Origin of the sequence: Pseudomonas sp. Sample_21 (assembly GCF_004307525.1) — a bacterium.
GTDB classification, from domain to species: domain Bacteria; phylum Pseudomonadota; class Gammaproteobacteria; order Pseudomonadales; family Pseudomonadaceae; genus Aquipseudomonas; species Aquipseudomonas atacamensis.
This window is the reverse complement of the sequence record NZ_RCNZ01000067.1, coordinates 59,322-80,022: the sequence shown is the minus strand read 5'-3', so window position 1 is coordinate 80,022 and position 20,701 is coordinate 59,322. Positions and strand designations below refer to the sequence as shown.

The 20,701-nt window shown below is 53.8% G+C and carries 19 protein-coding genes and 1 pseudogene; 4 read left to right on the top strand and 16 right to left on the bottom strand.

Annotation, left to right across the window (positions count from 1 at the left end):
* Nucleotides 1–302: 302 nt before the first annotated feature.
* The 5 genes from D8U71_RS12165 to D8U71_RS12145 form a co-directional block, all read right to left on the bottom strand.
* Nucleotides 303–551 (bottom strand): hypothetical protein, encoded by a 249-nt coding sequence (locus D8U71_RS12165; protein ID WP_130887841.1) that lies wholly within the window; start codon nt 549–551, stop codon nt 303–305.
* Nucleotides 548–796: a hypothetical protein gene (locus tag D8U71_RS12160; protein ID WP_130887840.1), complete on the bottom strand. Its 249-nt coding sequence runs from the start codon at nt 794–796 to the stop codon at nt 548–550. The genes D8U71_RS12165 and D8U71_RS12160 overlap by 4 nt, the downstream gene beginning before the upstream one ends.
* Nucleotides 793–1,119 carry a hypothetical protein gene (locus tag D8U71_RS12155; RefSeq protein WP_130887839.1) on the bottom strand — a complete coding sequence of 109 codons (327 nt, stop codon included), beginning with the start codon at nt 1,117–1,119 and terminating at the stop codon, nt 793–795. Before D8U71_RS12155 ends, D8U71_RS12160 begins: the two co-directional genes overlap by 4 nt.
* Nucleotides 1,120–1,805: 686 nt before the next feature.
* Complete coding sequence (locus D8U71_RS12150) at nt 1,806–2,024, bottom strand: hypothetical protein (protein ID WP_130887838.1); 219 nt, start codon at nt 2,022–2,024, stop codon at nt 1,806–1,808.
* A gap of 57 nt (nt 2,025–2,081) precedes the next feature.
* Nucleotides 2,082–2,324 carry a DUF6555 family protein gene (locus tag D8U71_RS12145; RefSeq protein ID WP_130887837.1) on the bottom strand — a complete coding sequence of 81 codons (243 nt, stop codon included), beginning with the start codon at nt 2,322–2,324 and terminating at the stop codon, nt 2,082–2,084.
* A 700-nt stretch (nt 2,325–3,024) separates the two neighbouring features.
* Between D8U71_RS12145 and D8U71_RS12140 the strand changes: the two genes are divergently transcribed.
* Nucleotides 3,025–4,302, top strand: coding sequence for a hypothetical protein (locus D8U71_RS12140; protein ID WP_130887836.1), 1,278 nt, complete (start codon nt 3,025–3,027; stop codon nt 4,300–4,302).
* Between the two features lie 298 nt (nt 4,303–4,600).
* Here the strand turns inward: D8U71_RS12140 and D8U71_RS12135 are convergent, their stop codons facing one another.
* The 3 genes from D8U71_RS12135 to D8U71_RS12125 form a co-directional block, all read right to left on the bottom strand.
* Nucleotides 4,601–5,851 carry a hypothetical protein gene (locus D8U71_RS12135; RefSeq protein ID WP_130887835.1) on the bottom strand — a complete coding sequence of 417 codons (1,251 nt, stop codon included), beginning with the start codon at nt 5,849–5,851 and terminating at the stop codon, nt 4,601–4,603.
* 160 nt (nt 5,852–6,011) lie between these two features.
* Nucleotides 6,012–6,830: a DUF2971 domain-containing protein gene (locus tag D8U71_RS12130; protein WP_130887834.1), complete on the bottom strand. Its 819-nt coding sequence runs from the start codon at nt 6,828–6,830 to the stop codon at nt 6,012–6,014.
* Nucleotides 6,831–7,883: 1,053 nt separating this feature from the next.
* Nucleotides 7,884–9,014 (bottom strand): glycerate kinase, encoded by a 1,131-nt coding sequence (locus D8U71_RS12125; RefSeq protein ID WP_130887833.1) that lies wholly within the window; start codon nt 9,012–9,014, stop codon nt 7,884–7,886.
* Nucleotides 9,015–9,359: 345 nt separating this feature from the next.
* On the opposite strand from D8U71_RS12125, the gene eno reads away from it, so the two are divergent.
* Entirely contained in the window at nt 9,360–10,649 is a 1,290-nt protein-coding gene (gene eno / locus D8U71_RS12120) for a phosphopyruvate hydratase (RefSeq protein ID WP_093101787.1), read from the top strand.
* Nucleotides 10,650–10,741: 92 nt separating this feature from the next.
* Here eno and D8U71_RS12115 read toward each other — a convergent pair whose 3' ends face one another.
* From D8U71_RS12115 to D8U71_RS12105, 3 genes are all read right to left on the bottom strand, one after another.
* Nucleotides 10,742–11,839, bottom strand: coding sequence for a sugar diacid recognition domain-containing protein (locus D8U71_RS12115; protein WP_093101788.1), 1,098 nt, complete (start codon nt 11,837–11,839; stop codon nt 10,742–10,744).
* A 137-nt stretch (nt 11,840–11,976) separates the two neighbouring features.
* Complete coding sequence (locus tag D8U71_RS12110; protein ID WP_122611016.1) at nt 11,977–13,332, bottom strand: dicarboxylate/amino acid:cation symporter; 1,356 nt, start codon at nt 13,330–13,332, stop codon at nt 11,977–11,979.
* Between the two features lie 93 nt (nt 13,333–13,425).
* Complete coding sequence (locus tag D8U71_RS12105; RefSeq protein ID WP_093101790.1) at nt 13,426–14,481, bottom strand: tartrate dehydrogenase; 1,056 nt, start codon at nt 14,479–14,481, stop codon at nt 13,426–13,428.
* A 398-nt stretch (nt 14,482–14,879) separates the two neighbouring features.
* Between D8U71_RS12105 and D8U71_RS12100 the strand changes: the two genes are divergently transcribed.
* Complete coding sequence (locus tag D8U71_RS12100; protein WP_093101791.1) at nt 14,880–15,791, top strand: LysR family transcriptional regulator; 912 nt, start codon at nt 14,880–14,882, stop codon at nt 15,789–15,791.
* Between the two features lie 667 nt (nt 15,792–16,458).
* Here D8U71_RS12100 and D8U71_RS12095 read toward each other — a convergent pair.
* On the bottom strand, nt 16,459–16,869 hold the full coding sequence (locus D8U71_RS12095; protein ID WP_093101792.1) for a VOC family protein: 411 nt from the start codon (nt 16,867–16,869) through the stop codon (nt 16,459–16,461).
* 152 nt (nt 16,870–17,021) lie between these two features.
* Nucleotides 17,022–17,762, bottom strand: a pseudogene (locus D8U71_RS12090) (SDR family oxidoreductase).
* Nucleotides 17,763–17,917: 155 nt separating this feature from the next.
* On the opposite strand from D8U71_RS12090, the gene D8U71_RS12085 reads away from it, so the two are divergent.
* Nucleotides 17,918–18,520: a TetR/AcrR family transcriptional regulator gene (locus D8U71_RS12085; RefSeq protein WP_093101794.1), complete on the top strand. Its 603-nt coding sequence runs from the start codon at nt 17,918–17,920 to the stop codon at nt 18,518–18,520.
* A gap of 31 nt (nt 18,521–18,551) precedes the next feature.
* On the opposite strand, the gene D8U71_RS12080 is transcribed toward D8U71_RS12085, so the two are convergent.
* The 3 genes from D8U71_RS12080 to D8U71_RS12070 are packed head-to-tail and all read right to left on the bottom strand — an operon-like array spanning nt 18,552 to nt 20,690.
* Nucleotides 18,552–19,529, bottom strand: a complete 978-nt coding sequence (locus tag D8U71_RS12080; protein WP_093101795.1) for a saccharopine dehydrogenase NADP-binding domain-containing protein — start codon at nt 19,527–19,529, stop codon at nt 18,552–18,554.
* Nucleotides 19,526–19,927 (bottom strand): VOC family protein, encoded by a 402-nt coding sequence (locus D8U71_RS12075; protein ID WP_093101796.1) that lies wholly within the window; start codon nt 19,925–19,927, stop codon nt 19,526–19,528. Before D8U71_RS12075 ends, D8U71_RS12080 begins: the two co-directional genes overlap by 4 nt.
* A gap of 19 nt (nt 19,928–19,946) precedes the next feature.
* Entirely contained in the window at nt 19,947–20,690 is a 744-nt protein-coding gene (locus D8U71_RS12070; RefSeq protein ID WP_093106733.1) for an SDR family oxidoreductase, read from the bottom strand.
* Nucleotides 20,691–20,701: the final 11 nt, after the last annotated feature.

Genomic DNA, 20,701 nt, shown 5'->3' with positions numbered 1-20,701 from the left:
AAATATCAAGGGCTTGCATGACATATGTCATGCAAGCCCTTGATATTTATGGTGCCCGAAGCCGGAATCGAACCGGCGCGCCCTTACGAGCGGGGGATTTTAAGTCCGTTATTTTTCCCTTATAAATCAGAGCTTTATAGTGGTTACTTTTCCGCACCGTACAAATTCTCTGTTCGTTTTAGAGTAGTGAAACCAGGACCTCAAAAGAAATTGCGGAAAGAATTCGGCCACCTGAAGCACGTATTTCAAGCAAAGGCAGACGGACGTAGGTCTGAAGAAAATAGCCTTACAGCGTTCGCCGGTCACAGCTCCACACTAAATTTTTTGATACCCACGTTTTCAGCAAAGCGCCCTACGGCCGTCAAGCTCGCCCAGGTGCGCAATCGCTCACGCCGCGAGCGTACCGGCACCCAGCGTGCGCCACTGCCGCCCAGGCGACTCGACAGGCCCCAATCGGGGCCGCCACCAATCTTGGCCACCAGGCATTCGCGCACGGCGTGTTGTCCAATCAGGGCGCGCAACACCTCTTCGTGAATGCCTTCGCCGATCACTGTGCATGCTCCAGGCGCCGAGCTGTAGCAGCGTCGTCGAACGCCTTATATAAGACCTCGAGACTGCCGGCGTTGAGCGCCTTGGCGGTTTCCAGCCCTAAGACAAAACCTTCGGCACGATCACTGGCGCGAAACAGATCATCGGCTGTCTGCGCACGGCCGATCTGGGCGAGGAGTTTCAGGACCTGGGCCTGCACCGCTTGCGGCAGGTTCAGCGCTGTGAAGGCTTCGGTCTCGCTGCTCATTCCCATCTCCAGCCATTGAGGCTCGCAGGCTGCTCGAGCGCAAGGTCGTATTGCTCCGCCTCGATCAACAACCAGCCACCGGCCGGCTCATTGCGCCCCTCGGCGATCGGGCCTTGCAGCAACAACCCCCCCGGCAAGATCACCCGCAAGGCGTTCGCCTCCTTTGGACCGTGCAGGTAACGGTCGAACTCAATGCGAAACCGTCCCGATCCGGCGTTATGTACACGCACATTCAATTCCAGCGTGGTGAGATCCTTCGGTGGCTGGCCCAAGTACAGTGCCAGCACGGTGACGGTGGCCAGGCCTTCATAGGCGTATGACATGGAGCAGCGTTCCTGTTGGAGGCGGCCGACGCATCGACCAGAAAGTTAGGCAATGGTAGACCAGCACCGGGGCCAGTGGTTGCCGCCGGCGCAAAAAAGGCCCCCACACCGGTGCACGGTGTGGGGGCCTGTTGAACATAAACGGCGTTATATTCACTAGTGGCCAATAGCCGCAATACGTCATAATTGGCGAATTCTGCATCCACACCCGTACCAGACCGACGGTTATGCCAGTCGACCCTCTGCATTGAACCAGCTTCTTTCTGGGGCAATCCATGAGCCAGCTAGGAGAAGTTTTATGAAATGTATGTGCTGGATCTGTTGGGAAAACGCGGTGCTCAAATATGAGGTGGGCGATTGGCAGAACATCGCCTGTGACGGTTGCGGCCGTTACCTTATCAGCAAGCACTTCATGCAAGAAAATGTGGGCAACACGGCTGACGTGGAAGTGATGAGACAACTTATCAAAGACTCAGAGTGCGCGGGATTAATCCCGGCAGTAATCGATGGTACGGCTAGATACGCGTTATCACCTAGACGCAGGGCTTGATCCCTGTGAGTCACTCCCATGGTGCGTCCCGCACGTCATAGACAGCCAGCAAAGCTAGAAGATCACAGCTCTCAAACTGTTTTCGGTTAACGCTCGATAGATCTAGGTTAACCGTTCGCTCGAAAGCGGCAATTTTTTAGCACTGTCTTAAACGCATGATCGCTTCGGTGATCGCGTTAGCATTTGCGTCTAGCGTTTCCAAAGCCACGATGGCGTTATCAGCAACGTCATCTGCACCCGCTCCCGAGATCCACTGAGTGATCTCCTCTATTGCGGCGCCCAGCGCATGCTGGTTGTGCAGCAGCAATGTGAGCGCGTCGGCTGTAATGACATGGGGGTCTGTCTTCCTTGGCATCTGTATCTTCCTTAAGATTTAGCGCTGGTCTGAGTTAATCGATCCTATTCCATGACCTTAGTCCCAGGCCAGCGACACGGATGCGCGCCATTGCACATTCGTCACACCGAAACGTTCGGCCATAGGCTTGGAAAAACGTTTCAACGAGGCACGGCCTGGCTTGGGAATAGGCGCAAGACCAGCGTCACAGCTCGCCCACTGCCATGCCTCCGCATTGTTCATCAGCTTCGCTCTGATGACGAAACTCTTTGGTTCCCCGTGGAGTTGGTAATCAATGACATACATATCGGACTGAGTCACGAGACCTCCTTTGATGATGATCAAGTGATGTCGGGCGCTCCCAAAAATTCAAAGTGTTTGGTCAGACATTAGATAACGCCCTACCTACGTTATTCCTGGGCGGCAGATGGAGCATGCGCGAAGGTCAACCGCTTGCAGCCTATTATCGGCCGCTCACTGGTCAGTAGTGGAAGTACAACGTCACGGTCAATCAAGATGGAAGGCACAAGAGTCCGCACCAAAATAGCGCATCTGTCCCAAATCTGTCCCATATGGCCATTTTTCCGATGCCAAAAACCACAAACCCCCGACTTTCTCTAGGAAAATCAGGGGTTTGTGTTTACTGAATGTGGCGGTGAAGGAGAGATTCGAACTCCAACCCCCTAACGACTGCCAATATTCATTGCGTTTCTTGGCAATGGCCGCTTTCGGCCAATAGCGGACATCCGGGAACTACTGCTTCCGGCCAGAAACGGCCATTCACCATAAAGTCGTTTCTACACATTGGCCGGACCTATCCTTAGCAAGGGATTTGCATACGCAGCAAGTCCTTGGCGGGGCTGCGGTGATAGTCAAACGCCGTTGCTCTCAGTAGAGAATGCCAATAATAACTGCGACCAGACCAGCAAAAGCTTCGAATGCATTTTCTCAAAGCTAAAAAAATATATAGCGGATAGAAATTGTGCACTTGTCATCTAACAGATAATAAATAAGGAAAAAAATGCTCAGCGATCTGGATGAGTTAATATTGAGTTGCGAGGACCCTCGCTCGCGCCTATATATCGAAGAAGCCGTAAAATGTTATAAGGCAGGTGCGTATCGCTCGTCAGTGGTAGCTTGTTGGATCGCAGTTGCTTTCGATTTGGTGGACAAAATAAGAGAGCTATCAGCTTCCGGAGATAAGGAGGCCCAAGTTGAAATTGCGAGATTTGAGACTATACAGAAAACTCACAACCTTCCGGGAGCCTTAGCTTTTGAAAAAGAACTTCCATTGATGGCGAAGGACAAGTTCGAGCTAATCTCTCCTATTGAATATCTAGATATTGTTCGCTTGGTAGAGGATCGCAATAGATGTGCTCATCCCTCACAGGTTTCTGACAACCAAGTATTCTCCGCGTCGGCGGAACTGGCAAGATTGCATATATTCAACTCTGTAAATTCCATACTTTCCAGACCTGCATCGCAAGGAAAGGTAGCACTGGCGCGAGTTTTGAGTGATGTAGATTCTAAATTTTTCCCGAGCAATCTAGAAGACGTTGTTACGTTATTCGAGGCCGGGCCTTTGAAACGGCCAAGAGAGTCTCTCTACAACAATTTACTAAAAGTTTTTGTAAAAACCGCCTTTGGGGGAGAAGAATCCGCAAAATTTAATAAGTGCGTACTTGCTTTATCGGCAATTAAAATTATCCACCCTAACTTGTGGGAAAGATTCTTCGAAGATTGCGTCAGACAAACAGTTGAACGCATGCGCACGGAAGAGGAAATATCCGGCGCAGTGATAATCGTAGCACGGCTCGCCAAATTGGGTTTATGGAGTGCCCTTCCCAAGGCGGAGCAGTTAAGGATTTTGACATTTATACAAAACGCACCACAGAAATTATTTGTTGATTTAGATTGGTTTTTTTTACTAGACGCTCTCCCACCCGAATTAATTGCCGCAGCAGAAAAAAGAATTAGGTTTGCAACATTTGACGAGCTGGAAAAAGTTGATTGGCTTGTCACTCCTTCAGCGATGTTGGATCGGCTAATTACCATATATTCAACCTCTCGTAGCTTTGCTGAAGCAAATACATATGGTCGAACCATCAGGCAAGTTATGCAGGAAGTCGACCCTACCTACAAACAAGCCAATGAAATTGTTAGGATGGCATCAGCAAATGACCAGATTAAGCACAGCAATGAGTTGGCCAGTGTTCTGCGAGCGTTGGAGTCTGTTGAGGGTGGAAGCGTCGCAGTAGAGCAACTGATGCTAGATCATGGTTTAAATATTAATCTTTGATTTTTATTAGAGGAGGAATATTTAGGTTCTCTTGCCCCAATTGTAATTTCTTTACCAGCGTCATGCGCGGGTCGCTCTCAGGTACTTTTCGCGTCGATGCCTCCTTCTGAATCGTATTCAGTCGATCGCCGTAGTCAATCGGATGCTCGCAATCGACCACCAACGGCCAAAAGGAGCCAGTTGAAGGCGTCTAGAAATCTATGGGCGACTCAGCATGTTCATAAGTTATATATAGTGTTTATGATTAGTCGAGTAATAGATGAATAATGTCGGCCGAATGATGCGATACATATTTAGCTTATCCAGGGCTAATAAATAATATAGCTTTATCTATAAGATCTCGCTGTCGTATCAACTCTTCTATCGAGGCTGACGAGTCTAAAAATTTATTAGCATCTTGCAATCCAGAAAAATTGCCCACTTCAGCCAAGTGAAAAATAACCGCCTGCCGAAAGAATTTTTGTATTTGGAAGCAATGAGGGGATGGATCGTCGATAGACTGCCCCATATGTACATTTCGATTACGGTAGTCTTTTACATGCTCTAATATTTGTCGATGATACTCACGTTCTCCATAAAGGTAAGAGCAACGCGCAACGACTAAATCCGTATTATTTTCACCTGGAGCCATTACTGACTCCAAAGCAGCCCACCCCCGTTGAACAGAGGAGTTTTTATCAGTCTCGTCAAAGGCACGCACAAATCTTATGATGGCGTCTTTGATAATGTGCGCATCCTTATGATGCTTGAGTTTATCTGTTACAAACCTGAAGAAATTTATCGATTGGGTTTTTTTTCCAGCTGTCAGATTTAATGATCTTCGCTCAGTATAGTTAGAGTCGTACCAAAAAATATTGCTATCACTTAGACTGCCATCCTTGTTGTGTAGCGTGTGCATTCCCCCTAAAGTCAACTTATTGATAGGCGCTCTTCGAATTGCCTGCATCGAGATGGCAATCTCAAACGCAGGGTTTATATCTAGACAAAATACTCCCCTTATGAAATCCAGTTCATGTAGCGCATGCTCTACACCATCCATATGATTTTTCGACCTGAATCTTACAACAACAGGACAATAACTATCTGGTAGAGATGGAGATTCAAAATTCCAACGAGCGTTATATGCTTCTCGAGTTTTATATTTTTTTGGAAGCCCGCCTGGGTAACATTCCAGAGTCGTATCACCGAGCACTATCCTTCGCAGTGGAAAGCCCGTGGCTATCGATATCGAAGTTACTAACACGTACTCCTTCGGCACCTGCTTATTATAAGATAACACCTCTGTCTTTAATGCTTTCAAAAAATCATCAGCTAATTTGCTCCCAGATTTCACCCATGAGTTCAAGGCTCGGTTATAAAATCGCTTAGCGGTGTGATAACTAAATGTTTTATGAAAATCAATCATCGTAAAAAGAACGGAACCAAGCTCATGCATTTCGAAGCCATTGAAAGACACTTTACCTTCGGCGTCGATAGATGAGCAGGCCTTTAGGCGATCTAGGATGATTTGCGGCTTCAGTTTTTTGTTGGCCTTCCATTCAACTTTCATATCCACTCCTCAAATCCAACCATATTCTAACTCTGCTTACATCGCCCTGAACGCCCCGGGTATCCGAGATACATCCAAGGTCCCCTTTTGGCCGAAAGAAGCCTGCTATGCCGGGCGGGCATGAAAATACATGGGTCGAGGGTGCAGTTTTGGTGGCCGATTAAGTGCCTGCTGTCCCCAGTAATCCTAGCCGCTTTGCTTCCAGATGTGACATGTATTTTACCGGCTGAAATTCAACTAAGAAGTTAGACTTGCTACGACAACCTTGCCAGAGCTGGACGTGTTCATTTTGTCCTGCGAGAACTAACGCGATAATCTCAATCGCAGTGAGGGGCATGTCTGGGCCGAAGTAGATGCCGGTGAGTGCTTCGGAAGGATATCGATACGCCGTGCCGGCTTGACTATGAATAGCGCGCCACTCGTGCTCATAAGCCCAATCAATCGCTTTGGTACAATATAGATCGGAGACAGGGTCGGAATCTTCACCGCACAGGATCGGAACGATGTCGAGAATGGGCATGTCTTGTGTATAGTGAACCTTCTTAATCTTGTGAAATGGATCGGCCAAGGTTGAAAACTCCAGGCAGAAACCTTTGCAATGATCCCCGTAGTGGGACCACATCAATAAGTTGTCCTTCTTCTCTGAAAAGCAGCTGACCCCACGTTGTGACAGAAATCTTTTGATCATGTCATCTAAGGTTTCCTGTCCTATGCGAAGGAGCACATCCCTAAGCACAGCAGGAGATGCTTTTTCGAACTCTCGCCGAATGCCACTTTCGATTTTGGGTTTCGCTAAGTAATGGCTTCGCAATTTCTCAACATCGGCGTCAGTTGGCTTCTTGATGCGCGGTGAAAGCGCGCAGTCGTAAGGGTCGTTGAAAGCGAGCGGGGAGCCGAAATAGATTAATTGGTCCTTCAGGTTCTGAAGCGACTGTGCGGTAAAGCGTTCGTACTTGTAGAGGTGCAGCGGCGATGACATGGGTTCAGATTCCTAGAAAAACATGACGCTACTGTTTCGCCATCAGTCTGTCCACTGTCCGTTGCTGGCCGTCAATGATCGCTTGCGAACGTCGGTTTTTGGCCGGAAGCTGACTTGTCATCAGCGTCCGCTTTTGGCCGTTAGCGGCCGTACCGATCGACGTTTGCACACAAGCAAAGCGGAATACTTAGGGCCATAACCCATTGAATTACTTGCTTTAGACATGGACTTGAAAACCGTCGACTGTAACAGGTCCATGAGTTCGAATCCCATCGCCTCCGCCATCTTATGTACCGACAAAGCCCTGAATATTCAGGGCGTTGTCGTTTTTTGGAATCATGATTTGGAGTTATCGCTATCTGAATCATTTCCGCATCTTTTCGATCATTTCCGCAACCCTCCCTCGTCCCGTTCTGATATCGCTGGTTCACCTTCAACACATAGGGTCTGCCTTCAACAGGAGCTTACGGCCAAAAGCAGCATTCGTGAGTAACCGTTTTCGGCCCAAAGCGGTCGTTGGCGAAAGGCAGCAAAGGGCCAAAACCAGTCATTCGTGAGTGGCCCCTTTCGAACCATTGCAGCCTCTCAGGCTCCGCAAAGGTCGGCCAAAGCGGCACATAACCAGGAATCGCTTTGGGGCCGATACTCGAACTGTAGGAATGGGGCCGAACGATGAGCGACCCGAGATGTGGTTCGTCATCAGCGTCTTCGCACGACCGTAAAAAAGTAGAAATGGTGTGAGCTCACCTCAAGCGCATCCTGGCGTTGGATCACTACAAACCACACAGCATGAGGCGTGAGCGATGAGTTTACACAGGCCGCCGCAGGTGCAGAAACTGCAACGGCTGACTTAATTGCATCTAAGGCCGTAGACACAGGATAGGCGCACATGCACTAGCAATTAACCTGAAACTAATCCGTTAAAAAGCAGCAAAGATCACCGCAGGACTGAGAAACTTTTCAATGTGGCGAGTAGGTGCCCCGCAGGTGGTAGTAACTGAGCTCAGGCGTGGGACGGTTCACCCCTCTCAGTTGCCTGCAGGCCGCAAATAGCTATTCAAGCCGCCAGAGACGAGCAATATCCCGCGCCCGTTCGCGCAATAGTCGAGGTGCTTGCTGGCACGCATCGGCGAGGCTCATGGGGCCTGACACCAATGCGAAAGCAGCGTTGACGCCGTGTTCATACAGCGCCTCGTAGCGCTCACCGAGCGTGCCGGCAAGAATCACTACAGGTACGCCTTGCTCACGGGCAATACGCGCTACCCCCATGGGGGTTTTGCCGCGCAACGTTTGACCGTCACAACGGCCTTCGCCGGTGATGACTAGGTCTGCACCCTTGATCTTATCGGCAAGCCCGACCAATTTTGCCACCACTTCTACGCCCGGTCGAAAACCGGCCCCCAGGAACGCTTTCGCGGCAAACCCCATGCCTCCGGCTGCCCCGGCGCCCGGAATGTCGCGAACATCCTGCGCAAGCACGACAGCGCAACAATCGGCAAAATGGGTCAATGCCTGATCCAGCTGTTCGATCTGCTCGCTGCTTGCCCCCTTCTGCCGACCAAAGGTAAATGAAGCGCCGTGGGCACCGCACAAGGGGTTATCGACATCAGCCGCCACTTCGAAACGGGTACTATGCAGACGGGGATCCATCTCACTCAAATCGATACTACACAATCCAGAAAGAGCCAAGCCACCTGGCGTCAGCTCCCTTCCACCTTCATCTTGGAAGCGCGCGCCCAAGGCATTGAGCATACCCGCACCGCCGTCGTTGGTCGCGCTACCACCGATGGTCAAGATGATTGTTTCGGCCCCGGCATTCAGAGCATCAAGGATCAGTTGCCCAGTGCCATAGCTGGAGCTGAGACATGCGTCACGTTGCTCCAAGGCCACCAGTTGCAGGCCGCTCGCCTCGGCCATTTCAATGACCGCGGTTCGCGTCTGCGCAAGCCATCCCCAACGGGCGCTGACCCCGACACCCAAAGGCCCTCTAACCTCGGCGTGACGACACTCACCGTGCAGGGCCGCCAGAATCGCCTCCATGGTTCCCTCGCCGCCATCGGCCATCGGGCATTGCACCAATTCAGCGTTAGGCAGCACCTCAGCCAGCCCCAGCGCAATGGCTTGTGCAACGCCATCGGCGCTTAGGCTGTCCTTGAATGAATCAGGTGCTATGACGACTTTCATGAGCGCTCTCCGGCGATAGGTGATGCCTCATGCTGACATCAGCGAACCGCTTAGGCTCCAGCTCCAGGCACAAGCAAAGGCAAGCGCTTTTGTTCGCGCGCCTAAAGGATTCGCCCGAATCTCGGCGTAGGCTTGGTCAGGTAATAGTTGTCCCTCAATATCAAAAAGAGTGACGTCCAATGATTTCGAAGCAGCACCCAGCCGTACAAATGCCGACTCCCCGAGAGTCCATGACTGATTGGCCACGGGATTTCGACGTCCGTGCCTTACGAGCAGAGCAGCAAGAACTGCTCGAAAACGCCAACCAACCGCGCCCTGCAAGCACCACTCAATCGGAGACCCTCCATGACGCCTGAAACCTCTGCCATTGCGCACATTCACGCTCGCGAGATACTCGATTCACGCGGCAACCCGACGATAGAAGCCAGCGTGACACTGGCCAACGGTGTGACCGGTTCCGCCAGTGTGCCCTCTGGCGCATCGACGGGTTCGAGAGAAGCGCTGGAGCTTCGCGATGGTGAGGCTCGCTACCTGGGCAAGGGCGTACTGCGCGCCGTGGAAAACGTCAAGGGCGTGATCAGCGCACGGGTCAAAGGGCTTAGCGCTTTGGACCAGAAGACCGTCGATGAGGCCATGATCAAACTGGACGGCACAGATTCCAAAAGCGCCTTGGGCGCCAATGCGACGCTAGCCGTATCGCTGGCCACCGCACGGGCTGGCGCACAGCATCAGGGCCTGGAGCTGTACGAACACCTGGCCTCCCTGTACGGTCAACCTGGACGGTACGCCTTGCCGATACCGATGATGAACATCATTAACGGCGGCGAACATGCCGATAATAATGTGGACATTCAGGAGTTTATGATTCAGCCGGTTTCAGCCTCATCGTTTCGCGAGGCACTGCGCATGGGTGCCGAGATCTTTCACTCCTTGAAAGCCGTTTTGCGCGTTCAAGGCCTGAGTACCTCGGTCGGCGACGAAGGCGGATTTGCCCCTTCGCTGCCCTCCAACGAAGCCGCTTTGTTGGTCATCCAAGAAGCCGTGGAGCGAGCAGGCTATGTGCTGGGACAGGACGTTACTCTAGCGCTCGACTGCGCAGCCTCCGAATTCTTCGAGGACGGTTTCTACCATCTGCAGGGTGAAGATCGTCGATTCGACTCCGAAGACTTTTCCCGTTACTTGAGCTCACTCTGTGAGCGCTACCCCATCACTTCTATCGAAGACGGCATGGACGAAAGTGACTGGGACGGCTGGAAAAAACTGACCGCCCAGCTTGGCGAACATGTGCAACTGGTAGGCGACGATCTGTTCGTCACCAACACGCGCATCCTCAAGGAAGGGATAGATCGAGGGATTGCCAACTCGGTGCTGATCAAATACAACCAGATCGGCACCTTGACCGAAACCCTGGCCGCCATTCGCATGGCTCAAGCGGCGGGCTACAAAGCGGTCATCTCACACCGCTCCGGGGAAACGGAGGATACCTTCATTGCCGACCTCGCCGTCGCCACGCGGGCCGGACAGATCAAGACCGGATCGTTGTGCCGGTCGGACCGAGTGAGCAAATACAATCGTCTACTGCGAATAGAAGAAGCATTGGGCGCCTTCGCGGTTTACGGCGCAGGTACTCGCTAAACCTATGCCGAGTGCTGATATCGGCGAACCGTTTAGCCTCCAACCTCAGGCGCTGATGCAAGTCTGCGCCTGTTTACGCTGAACATCGAGGCTCAACCGTCAGACATCAGTTGCACACCCAGGTACAAAACAACCACGTCATCTAGCTTGTTCAAATCCATTTCGGTGATCTCTGAAATCCTATCCATCCGATAACGCAGGGTGTTTCGATGCAAGCCTAGGGCATCTGCACAGGTTTGGATTTGCCCACTGTGCTCACACCAGCTTCGCAACGTTTGCATCAACTGACCATTGCTGTCCTTGGCACGCACCTTGTTGACGACGGCCAGTAGTTCCTCGACCACATACTCTTCTCGATGAGCCCATAACATTGCCGGCAGACGCAAGCGCGTCAGCAGCAAAAGCCGCTGCGTCTTCAAAACGGCACGACCATAGGCCGCTAGCGCCGTCACATGCGCGCAGACTTTGCGTAGCCGCTCCATGCCCTGGACAGGCACTCCGATGGCCACACGAACAGGCGTCCAGCCTTGGCTCTGCATTTTTTGCAGGTACTTGTGAGGATCGACCCCGCTGACGGCGGGGCAGCACCACAGGACCGTATTAGGCGACGGACTCAGACACCAACTGTCCGGAACCCGCCCCAGCAACCATTCACTCACCATCGCTGCGACCTGGTTAGACGCGAACTCAATCAAAAGTGGCGTGCGCGTGAGCTGGTGTTTGAGCCCTAGCTGCTGCGCTTCGTCCAACAAGCGAGGAGAGTTTCCCGCATCCCCCAAGAGCAAGGCCAGCAAGTCGTCGCTGCGCTGCTTGCGCCATTGCGACTGCACTTCGCGGTGCCGTTGCGAAACTAGCATTTCAGCGGTCATGCGCAGCAATTCTGCGTAAGTACGCAGCGTATGCGGATCGCCGGTAAGGCCCAGCACGCCAATCAAGCGTTCATCGTGCATGAGGGGCACATTGATACCTGGCTGGACCCCTTTGAGGCAGGGAGACGACTGCACATCGATTTCCACCACGCGCTGGTTCGCCAGAACTAGCTGGGCACCCTCATGACGGGTGTTTATCCGCTCGGGCTCGCCACTGCCCATAATCAAGCCCTGGCAGTCCATCACATTGACATTGAAAGGAAGGATGAGCATTGCTCGATCGACGATGTCCTGCGCAAGCACATGATCCAACTCAAACATTGTTTTTACCTTTGAAAATGACTCGTCACGCAACCGGCGCAGCTATCTGATTTCAAATTGAAGGTCACCTAAAAAGAAAACGTCGACTCCGGGAAGGAGCCGACGTTGAGCCAGCCCAAACTTCTGATTGCAGAAGCTTAGACCTTCAAAGCAGGCGCCAGGCCCACCTGTTGAGAGCCGTTGCTATGAGCGTCATGGGACGCGGATTGGCTGGCGACAGGGGGCGTCACTTCATCAGGCTCCGGCTGACCGTTGAGTGCACGATTCATCTTCGCCGTATCCAGTGCTCCTACCCACTTGGCAATCGCCATGGTGCCGACGCCGTTGCCAATGGTGTTGGTGATGGCACGCGCTTCAGACATGAAACGGTCGACACCCAACAACAGCACCATGCCAGCGACCGGAATGGTTCCCAGCGAAGCCAGGGTGGCCGCCAGAATGATAAAACCCGAACCTGTCACCCCGGCCGATCCCTTGGAGGTGAACATCAGCACGGCCAGCACGATCAATTGGTCCATCAAGGTCAATGGTGTGTTGGTGGCCTGGGCAATGAAGATGGCTGCAATGGTGTAGTAGATCGCCTGCCCATCCGGGTTGAACGTCAGGCTCGCCGGAATCACCATGCCAGCAACCGGCTTGGAAACCCCTGCCTTCTCCATCTTGGAAATCATCTGCGGTAGTACCGACTCCGATGAACTGGTGCCCAGCACAGTGAACAACTCTTCCTTAATAAACCGCAGGAACTTCCACAGGCTGAAACCACTCATGCGGCAGATGGGACCGAGCACGAAGATCACAAACACGATGCAGGTGAGGTAGACACAGGCCATCAGCTTGCCCAGCGAGAACAGCGAGCCGAAGCCGTATTTGCCGATGGTGAAGGCAATCGCGCCGAATGCGCCAATGGGGGCCAAGCGCATGATCATGTTGACCATTCGGAACATGCCCTGCATCAGGCTATCAAGCGTGTCGACGAAGAATTTTGCGCGGGGGCCAACCTGTGCCAGGGCGACGCCCAGCAGCACCGAGAACAATAGGATCTGCAGTACATTGCCTTTGGCAAAGGCATCGACAATGGTGTTCGGGATGATGTTCATCACGAAATCCATGAACGTCGTGTGCTTCGCTGCGGTGGTATAGGTATCCAGGCTTGAAGCGTCCAGCGTCGCGACGTCGATGTTCATGCCTGCGCCGGGCTTGAACACGTCCACCACCACCAGACCAACCACCAGTGCTAGGGTCGACACCACCTCGAAGTAGATCAGTGCGCGCATACCGACACGCCCTAACTCCTTCATGTTTTCCATCTTGGCGATGCCCGTTACCACCGTGAGGAAAATCACCGGTGCAAGGAGCATCTTGATCAGTTTGATGAACGCGTCGCCCAAGGGCTTCAGTGCTTCACCGGTTTCAGGAACCGCTACACCCACGATGGCACCGAGGATCACGGCTAGCAAAACTTGAACGTAGAGCTTTCCCAGAATTCTTTTCATGACGGGGCCCTGATTTTTTATTGTTGTCAGGAAATGCCAAGGGCTGGATCAATGACCCCTCCCTTGGCGGTATGCCGTAGTTATTACTATGAATTAGCGGCCAATCAGCTTGATTACAGCGTCGGTGATCTGCCGAGTGGTCGCTGTACCGCCTAAATCAGGCGTGTGCAAACCGCTTTCGGTAACAGCTTCGATGGCGGACATCAGTTCCTTGGCGGCCGCAGCCTCGCCCAGATGCTCGAGCATCATGGCCGCAGTCCAGAAGGTTGCGATCGGGTTGGCGACGCCTTTACCGGTGATGTCGAAGGCGGAACCGTGGATCGGCTCGAACATCGACGGGAACTGGCGCGAAGGATTTAGATTGGCAGTCGGTGCAATACCCAGGCTACCTGACAAGGCGGCGGCGAGGTCGGAAAGGATATCGGCGTGCAGGTTGGTCGCCACGATCACATCCAGAGTGGATGGCTTAAGCACCATGCGTGTGGTAACGGCATCGACCAGTTCTTTGTCGATCTTCACATCAGGGAAGTCCTTGGCCACCTCGTAGAAGATCTCATCCCACAACACCATGCCATGGCGCTGGGCGTTGGACTTAGTGACCATAGTCAAGTGCTTGCGCGGACGGCTCTGGGCCAACTGGAAAGCAAAACGGTGGATACGCTCAACACCGGCACGGGTGAACACAGAGACTTCAGTGGCCACTTCTTCTGGCAAGCCACGGTGTACGCGTCCGCCGTTGCCCGAGTACTCACCTTCAGAGTTTTCACGCACCACGACCCAGTCGATCTGATCACCATTGTGCAGCGGGCTTTTAACGCCAGGAAGCACGCGGGCAGGACGTACGTTTGCGTACTGGTCAAAGCCTTGGCAAATAGGCAGACGCAGTCCCCACAAAGAAATGTGGTCAGGAACGTTCAGCGCACCTACGGCACCGAAGAAAATCGCATCGAAAGTCTTGAGTTCTTCCAGGCCACCTTCCGGAATGTAGTAGCCATTTTTCAAGTAGTTATCCGAGTTCCAGTCGAAGTCCTTGAAGGTAATTTCAAAGCCGACTTTCTTGGACAGCGCCTTGAGGACTTCAACCCCGGCAGCAATAACTTCAATGCCGATACCGTCTCCAGGAACCGAAGCAATTTTGTACGCATTCATTTGGGAACACCTTTGTAAGTTTTGTTTTGCCCGTCAAACGGAGTCGTTCGATCAGGGTGTGTTCCGAGTATAAGTATTGAATCGGAAGGCGTGAGTTACTTTAAATCACTACATAATTTACTTTAGGTTATGAATCCTTCGCCTTTTTTGAGCCGTAAACCACTCGAGACCAAGCCTTCAGGTAAACAACCGGGCCGTGCGGATTTGAAAAGGTGATTACGGTTCAAGGTGGCTCGCCCCCGAAGCAAGCGCAGCACTGACGGAAACCAGAGCACCTTCACCTAAAGCTCCTGCTTTTGCAGGTTGAAAATGCTATTCAGACAAGCCATGGGCAGGATATATGTATTGATGATGCTTCAATCAAACTTATACGCCCCATACACGACTTTGAGCGATGAATGAGCCAGACCTTAGACCTGTCGTTTTTTTACCTGCTGGCCAACCAAGGCAGCCTTGCCGCCACGGCTCGCGAGCTGGGGGTCACCCCTCCGGCAGTGAGCAAACGTCTATCGGCGCTGGAAGCCAGGCTGGGCATTCGTTTAATCAATCGCACCACCCGCTCAATGAGCCTGACCACAGAGGGTGAGCTTTACTTCTCCCACGCGGCGCGAATCCTGACGCAGATCCATGAGGTCGAGCAGATGGTCAGCAGCAGTCGGGCAACTCCCAAAGGGTTGATTCGGGTCAACGCATCGCTCGGCTTTGGTCGCCGCTATATCGGGCCGGCGTTGGCGGCCTTTTACAGCCGGTATCCTGAGGTTGAAATACAACTGGAGATCAGCGACCACCCACTGGATCTCACGACCCATGGGTTTGACCTGAGCATCCGTTTCGGCACACTGCCAGATGCAGCATTCCATGCTCGCAAAATCGCATCCAACCGTCGGTTGCTCTGTGCCTCTCCCCTCTACCTGCAGAAGCACGGCACACCTGAGCGACTGGCAGATTTGCAGCAGCACAACTGCATTTTCATCAGGCAAAACGAGACGCCTTATGGCGTATGGAGTTTCGCAGCAGGGAGCCGTACTCAAAACATCAAAGTGCATGGCGCCCTGGGTTGCAACGACGGCGAGGTGGCTTTGAATTGGGCGTTGGAGGGTTACGGCATTCTGATGCGAGCAGAGTGGGACATCGCCCGATATGTCCGAAGCGGCCGCTTGCAGTTGATCCTTGAAGATCAGACGCCTACCCGCGCGGATGTCTATGCAGTTTACCCGCAGCAACTGCAGCTATCTGCACGGGTTCGCACCCTGATCGACTTTCTGGTCGAGCGCTTTGCTCATATCGACCATTTGAGCGAAGCCGAATGAGCTCATTGACTTACAATCCGATGGACCGCAAACAGCGCAAGCAAAGCGCCACGGGGCCAGACTAATGCCAGAGGCATGTAAAACTTGCCGGAATACGTGATCTTGGAAGGGGCATGATTCACTGCCGCTCAGCGGCTTGCCTCAGCTTTCGGCAGAGGAACTGCCCACAGGGGTCAATTAAGGAGCCGAAGTGATCGGGTTCCTCTTCCCCGCGTGCAGCCAGTTCAATATCGCTACCAACGGGACGGTGCCGCAGCAGGAATTTCGCGTCGTACAGTATCTCCCCGGTAGCAGTTTAACTCTTGTTGTTTTTGTCGCCCCGACAGGGGATGTCGTGTAGAAGTCAAGCATCGAATGCCCCCAGCCTCGATTGGAGGCTAGCTCATCATAGTGCGGCCACGACTGTCAGCTTTTGGCCGGAAGCTGGCGGTCACGAGCGGCAGCTAACGGCCAGGAGCAGCCACAGCAACAGGCCAGAGGAGGAGCCTCATTACAGCCGTGCCACGAGACATCTTGAGTTGGCGCTGCTATCGGTTATAAGAATTGCTCCATAGCTAAACAGGAACACATTCAATTCTGGGAAAACCTCCATTGGCTAACAGCTCGATGCGGTTGAAAAGCTGACGAAGAATGCCACCTGACAGATACCTAATGAGAGCCCAGGCACCTAAGGCGTCAGTTGGCAAACACACTCCAGATTAACTCCGTCAGGGCCCAGTACATAGGCTGCGTAATAATCGGAGTGGTACTGAGGCCTGATGCCTGGTGCGCCATTGTCCTGTCCGCCAACGGCGATGGCAGCCGCATGGAATGCGTCGACGGCCCCATGACTCTGCGCCATCAGCGCGATATGAGCCCCGTAGCTGGGAACTGGTGCATCGTGCAGCCACAGGAACGGCTTGCCTGCGGAGCCGAACCCAAGTCTGCGAGGCGTCGAATGCGGATGGTCCGTCTCGATGCTCATTAGCAATGTGATCCCTAACGGCTCGAGCGACCGCTCGTAAAAGGCGCGAGCGCGCAAAATGTCCGAGACACCAATGCCCACATGATCGATTACTGATCCAGCAAACTTACTCATTTGGTAACTCCTTGCATCCCCGATTCACTCGGCAGGATGGTTGCACTCGTCAGCTATAAGCGAATGATATTCCCGTTGCGGATTGCCCGTTAAGGCATTGTCGTCGTTCAGCGGAAGGTAAGCATTTGGCGAGACGACCGATCCATGGGCGTTCAAACCTGAGAAGCTCCACCGTCGGCGAACAGCTCGGCACCATTGACATAGCTCGACGCCTCGCTCGCCAGAAAGAGCGCAGCTTGGCCGATCTCGTGTGCCTGGCCGATCCGGCCGAGGGTGCTCTTCTCATTTAGCAAATCGATTACCTGTGGCGCGTTTTCACCAAGCACGGCCCGTAGGGACGGGGTGTCCACCGGCCCGGGGCTGAGTAAGTTAATGCGTACACCCGATCCTTTGATGTCGAGAATCCAGCTCCTCACCAACGCGCGTAGTGCGGCCTTGGTTGCTCAGTACACGCTCATACCAGGTCCAGGGTTGATCGAAGAAGTCGAGCCGATAATGACAACGCTGCTCCCCTCGCTCATCAGCGGTAACGCCCCCTGAACCGTAAAGGTGGTGCCTTTGACGTTGGTCGCGAACACCCGATCGAAGCCCGCGTCGGTGATTGCACCTAGAGGCTCGATTTCACCCATCCCGGCGTTAGCGATCAATACATCGATACGACCGTGGACCGCACCGATATGCTTGAACAGTTCCCCTAGGGAGGCTGGGTCCGAGATATTAGTCCGCACCGCAGAAACATTCCCACCGAGGCGACTTGCTGCTTCGTCTAGCTGAGGCTGGCGGCGCCCGGTAATGATCAGATCCGCACCCTGGCTGACGAATGCTTCGGCGATTGCGAAGCCGAGGCCCGAAGAACCGCCAGTAACCAGCACGACCTTGTTTCTGAATTGCATGGGATGAACCTCAACTGTCGTATATGTAGTGAACACTACATAGGAAGAACGTCCTCTGCAAATTATTTAGTGAGTACTAAATAAAAGGAGCAACCGAAGCGTTTGAACTTGCATGTAGCGATCGCTACAGTGGCGTATTACCTAGAGAAATAGCCATGAACGAAAAACCCAGACAGCGCCGTTCCGCCTTTGACCGGGAGCAAGGGATAGCCATCGCACAAGCACTGTTTCACCAGCGTGGATACGACGCTGTCAGCCTGACCGACCTGACCGAGGCAATGAATATCAAGCCGCCGAGCTTTTACGCAGCCTATGGAAGCAAGGCCGAACTGTTCGAACGAGCAATGCATCGCTATGCCGCAGAAAACGCGCTGCCAATGGACAGACTGCTGGCACCGGATCGACCTCCCGCCGAAGCGCTAACCTCGCTGCTGATTGCCGCTGCGCAGCAGTACGGGCGAGATAGCGCTTTGCGTGGTTGCCTGATCACCGAAGGCCTGCGTGCGGACGATCCGGTCGCTCGAAACATGGCGGAGAAATTCGGCGACGCTGGAATCCAGGCGATCCGCCGGTATCTGGACCAAGTCTGCCCGGACGCTGCGCAGACCTGGGCTGACTACATCCTGGTCACCCTGCGGGGGCTGTCTGCAGCGGCATGCAGCGGGATGTCCAGCGAGCGCTTGGTGAACGTCGCACGGATTGCCGGCAGGTGGCTTGCCCATGAGTTCGAGGCAGACGACAGCGCAGTGGAATCCTGAGTAAACAACATCTGCACTATCGTCCGATCAATCAGTAATCAGTGATGGTCGTACCGCCGATGCTCTCGGCGAATGAGCCGCCCAGCAGCTTTGCCGGTGTCTCAAAACCCGGTCTTCGCACGCCGTTCAATACTTGGCGTGCCGCCTCCATGGCAGCAATCGGCGTATAGGTGTAACCGTTGACGGTTTCGATCACTGAACGTGCCACAGTGCCGTCAGCGCCAGTTACCTCGGCCACTGCCCGAGCGCGATGAGCTTCGCGCTGTTGCGCGTTCGGCCCCTCGGGAATTTTTGAAAGATCTCCGTCAGGTAATGGATCACCGGAAAAATGTACAAACATTGCAATATTGGGAATGCCGGTGGAGCGCCAGCCGGTGACCAGATCACCGAACGACAAAGGCACGCAAAGCTCCTGGCCGTCGCCAAAATCGAAGTGTCGCGGTTGCGCATCGGGAGTTGAAAGAAGCGCTCCATCAATCCGGGCCAGCAGCCCCGCTCCAACAATTTCGCTAACACTCAGTGCTGACCCACGTGAAATGGAACCCGCGACCTGTAGTGCAATGTTCAACGACTGCGGATATTTCACCCGACGAGCGACATGCACCGCCAGGCAGTCGGTCGGCACTACGTCCCAACCGACGCCAGGTAGGAGCATGACCCCTGCCCCTGCCGCCTCATCGCCCAATTGCTCGGCCAACCGATATACGTTGATCTCGGCCGTGATATCCAGATAATCGACTCCAGCCTTGATACAGAGCCACATCAAGGCGTCAGCTGTCCGCGCGAAGGGGCCGGCAAAGTTCACCAGCAGGCCAATGCCTTCCAGGCATTGTGTCGACGGGGCATGAGGGGAAAACACGCGATAAGGAACGTCCAACTGTGCAGCCAGAGCGCGCAGCTTGTCGTGGCTGCGCCCGGCGATGACAACGTCCAGTCCCTGCGCCACTGCATAGTCGGTCGCCATGCGCCCGACGTAGCCGGTTGCGCCATAAATCATCAATTTTTTCATTGTGCGTGCTGCCAGTTCTTGTAAACGAATTCCAGGCTGTATCCGTCAGGATCCAGAACATTGGCCGCGTAGTAGTTGGGGTCGTAGTGCAGACGCGCCCCCGGTGCGCCTTGATCGACGGCGTCCTGAGCCAACGCTGCCGCATAGGCCGCCGCAACCTGAGCTTTACTGTCTGCGACGAAACCGACATGTACCGCTCGGCCTTCGACTTCACCCTGACGCAGCCAGAAAAACATCCGGCCCTTGGCGCCGAAACCTTTCAGGTCCGGATGCCCAGGCGGACCGTCCTTGCCATCGTAGTCCAAGCGCGCGGTGATACCCAGCGGCGCCAACGTAGCTTCGTAGAAACGGATAGAGCGCTCAATGTCACTCACAGACAGAAAAATATGATCCAGCATGGCAACGTCTCCCGATCGTTCAGATGATGTAGCCGCCCGCGACTTCGATGGTCTGGGCATTGATCCAGGCCCCGTCTTGGGACAGCAACATGGCAATGACGCGGGCCACATCTTCGGGCTCACCGACTCTGCCTAGCGCCGTTTGCTCAGCCAGCATCGCCTCAAACTCATCATTGAGCCCGCCACCTAACTCGGTTCGAATCGCCCCAGGTGAAACCGCATTGACACGTATGCGCCGATCACCGAACTCTTTGGCCATGTAGCGCGTGAGCACTTCCAGTCCACCTTTGAACGCCGCATACGGCGCCACCCCGGAGGTGGCCACGCGTGTAGTAGCGCTGGTCAGATTGACGATGCTGGCGTTCTCCTCCAGTAATGGCAGCAAGGTCTGCGTCAGAAAGAAAGGGCCTTTCAGATGGACTTTGAAAAGACCATCAAACTGAGCCTCGCTGACCGACGCCAGCGGGTTGAACAGGCCATAGCCGGCGTTATTAACTAAACCTGAGAGGGTGCTTGTGCCCCATGTCTCCCGGAGCACTAACAGGATGGCATCGCGGAACCCTTTGAAACTTTCCACATCCGCCACGTCGAGATTAAGCGCAACGCCCTTGCCGCCCGCTCGTTCAATGCGTCGCACCACATCATCCGCATCGTCCGGATGCTGGTTGTAAGTAAGAATGACACCCATACCCCACCGGGCGGCGTGTTCTGCTGCACTCGCACCGATCCCTCGACTGCCTCCGGTAATGACGATAACGCCCATGACGTACTCCT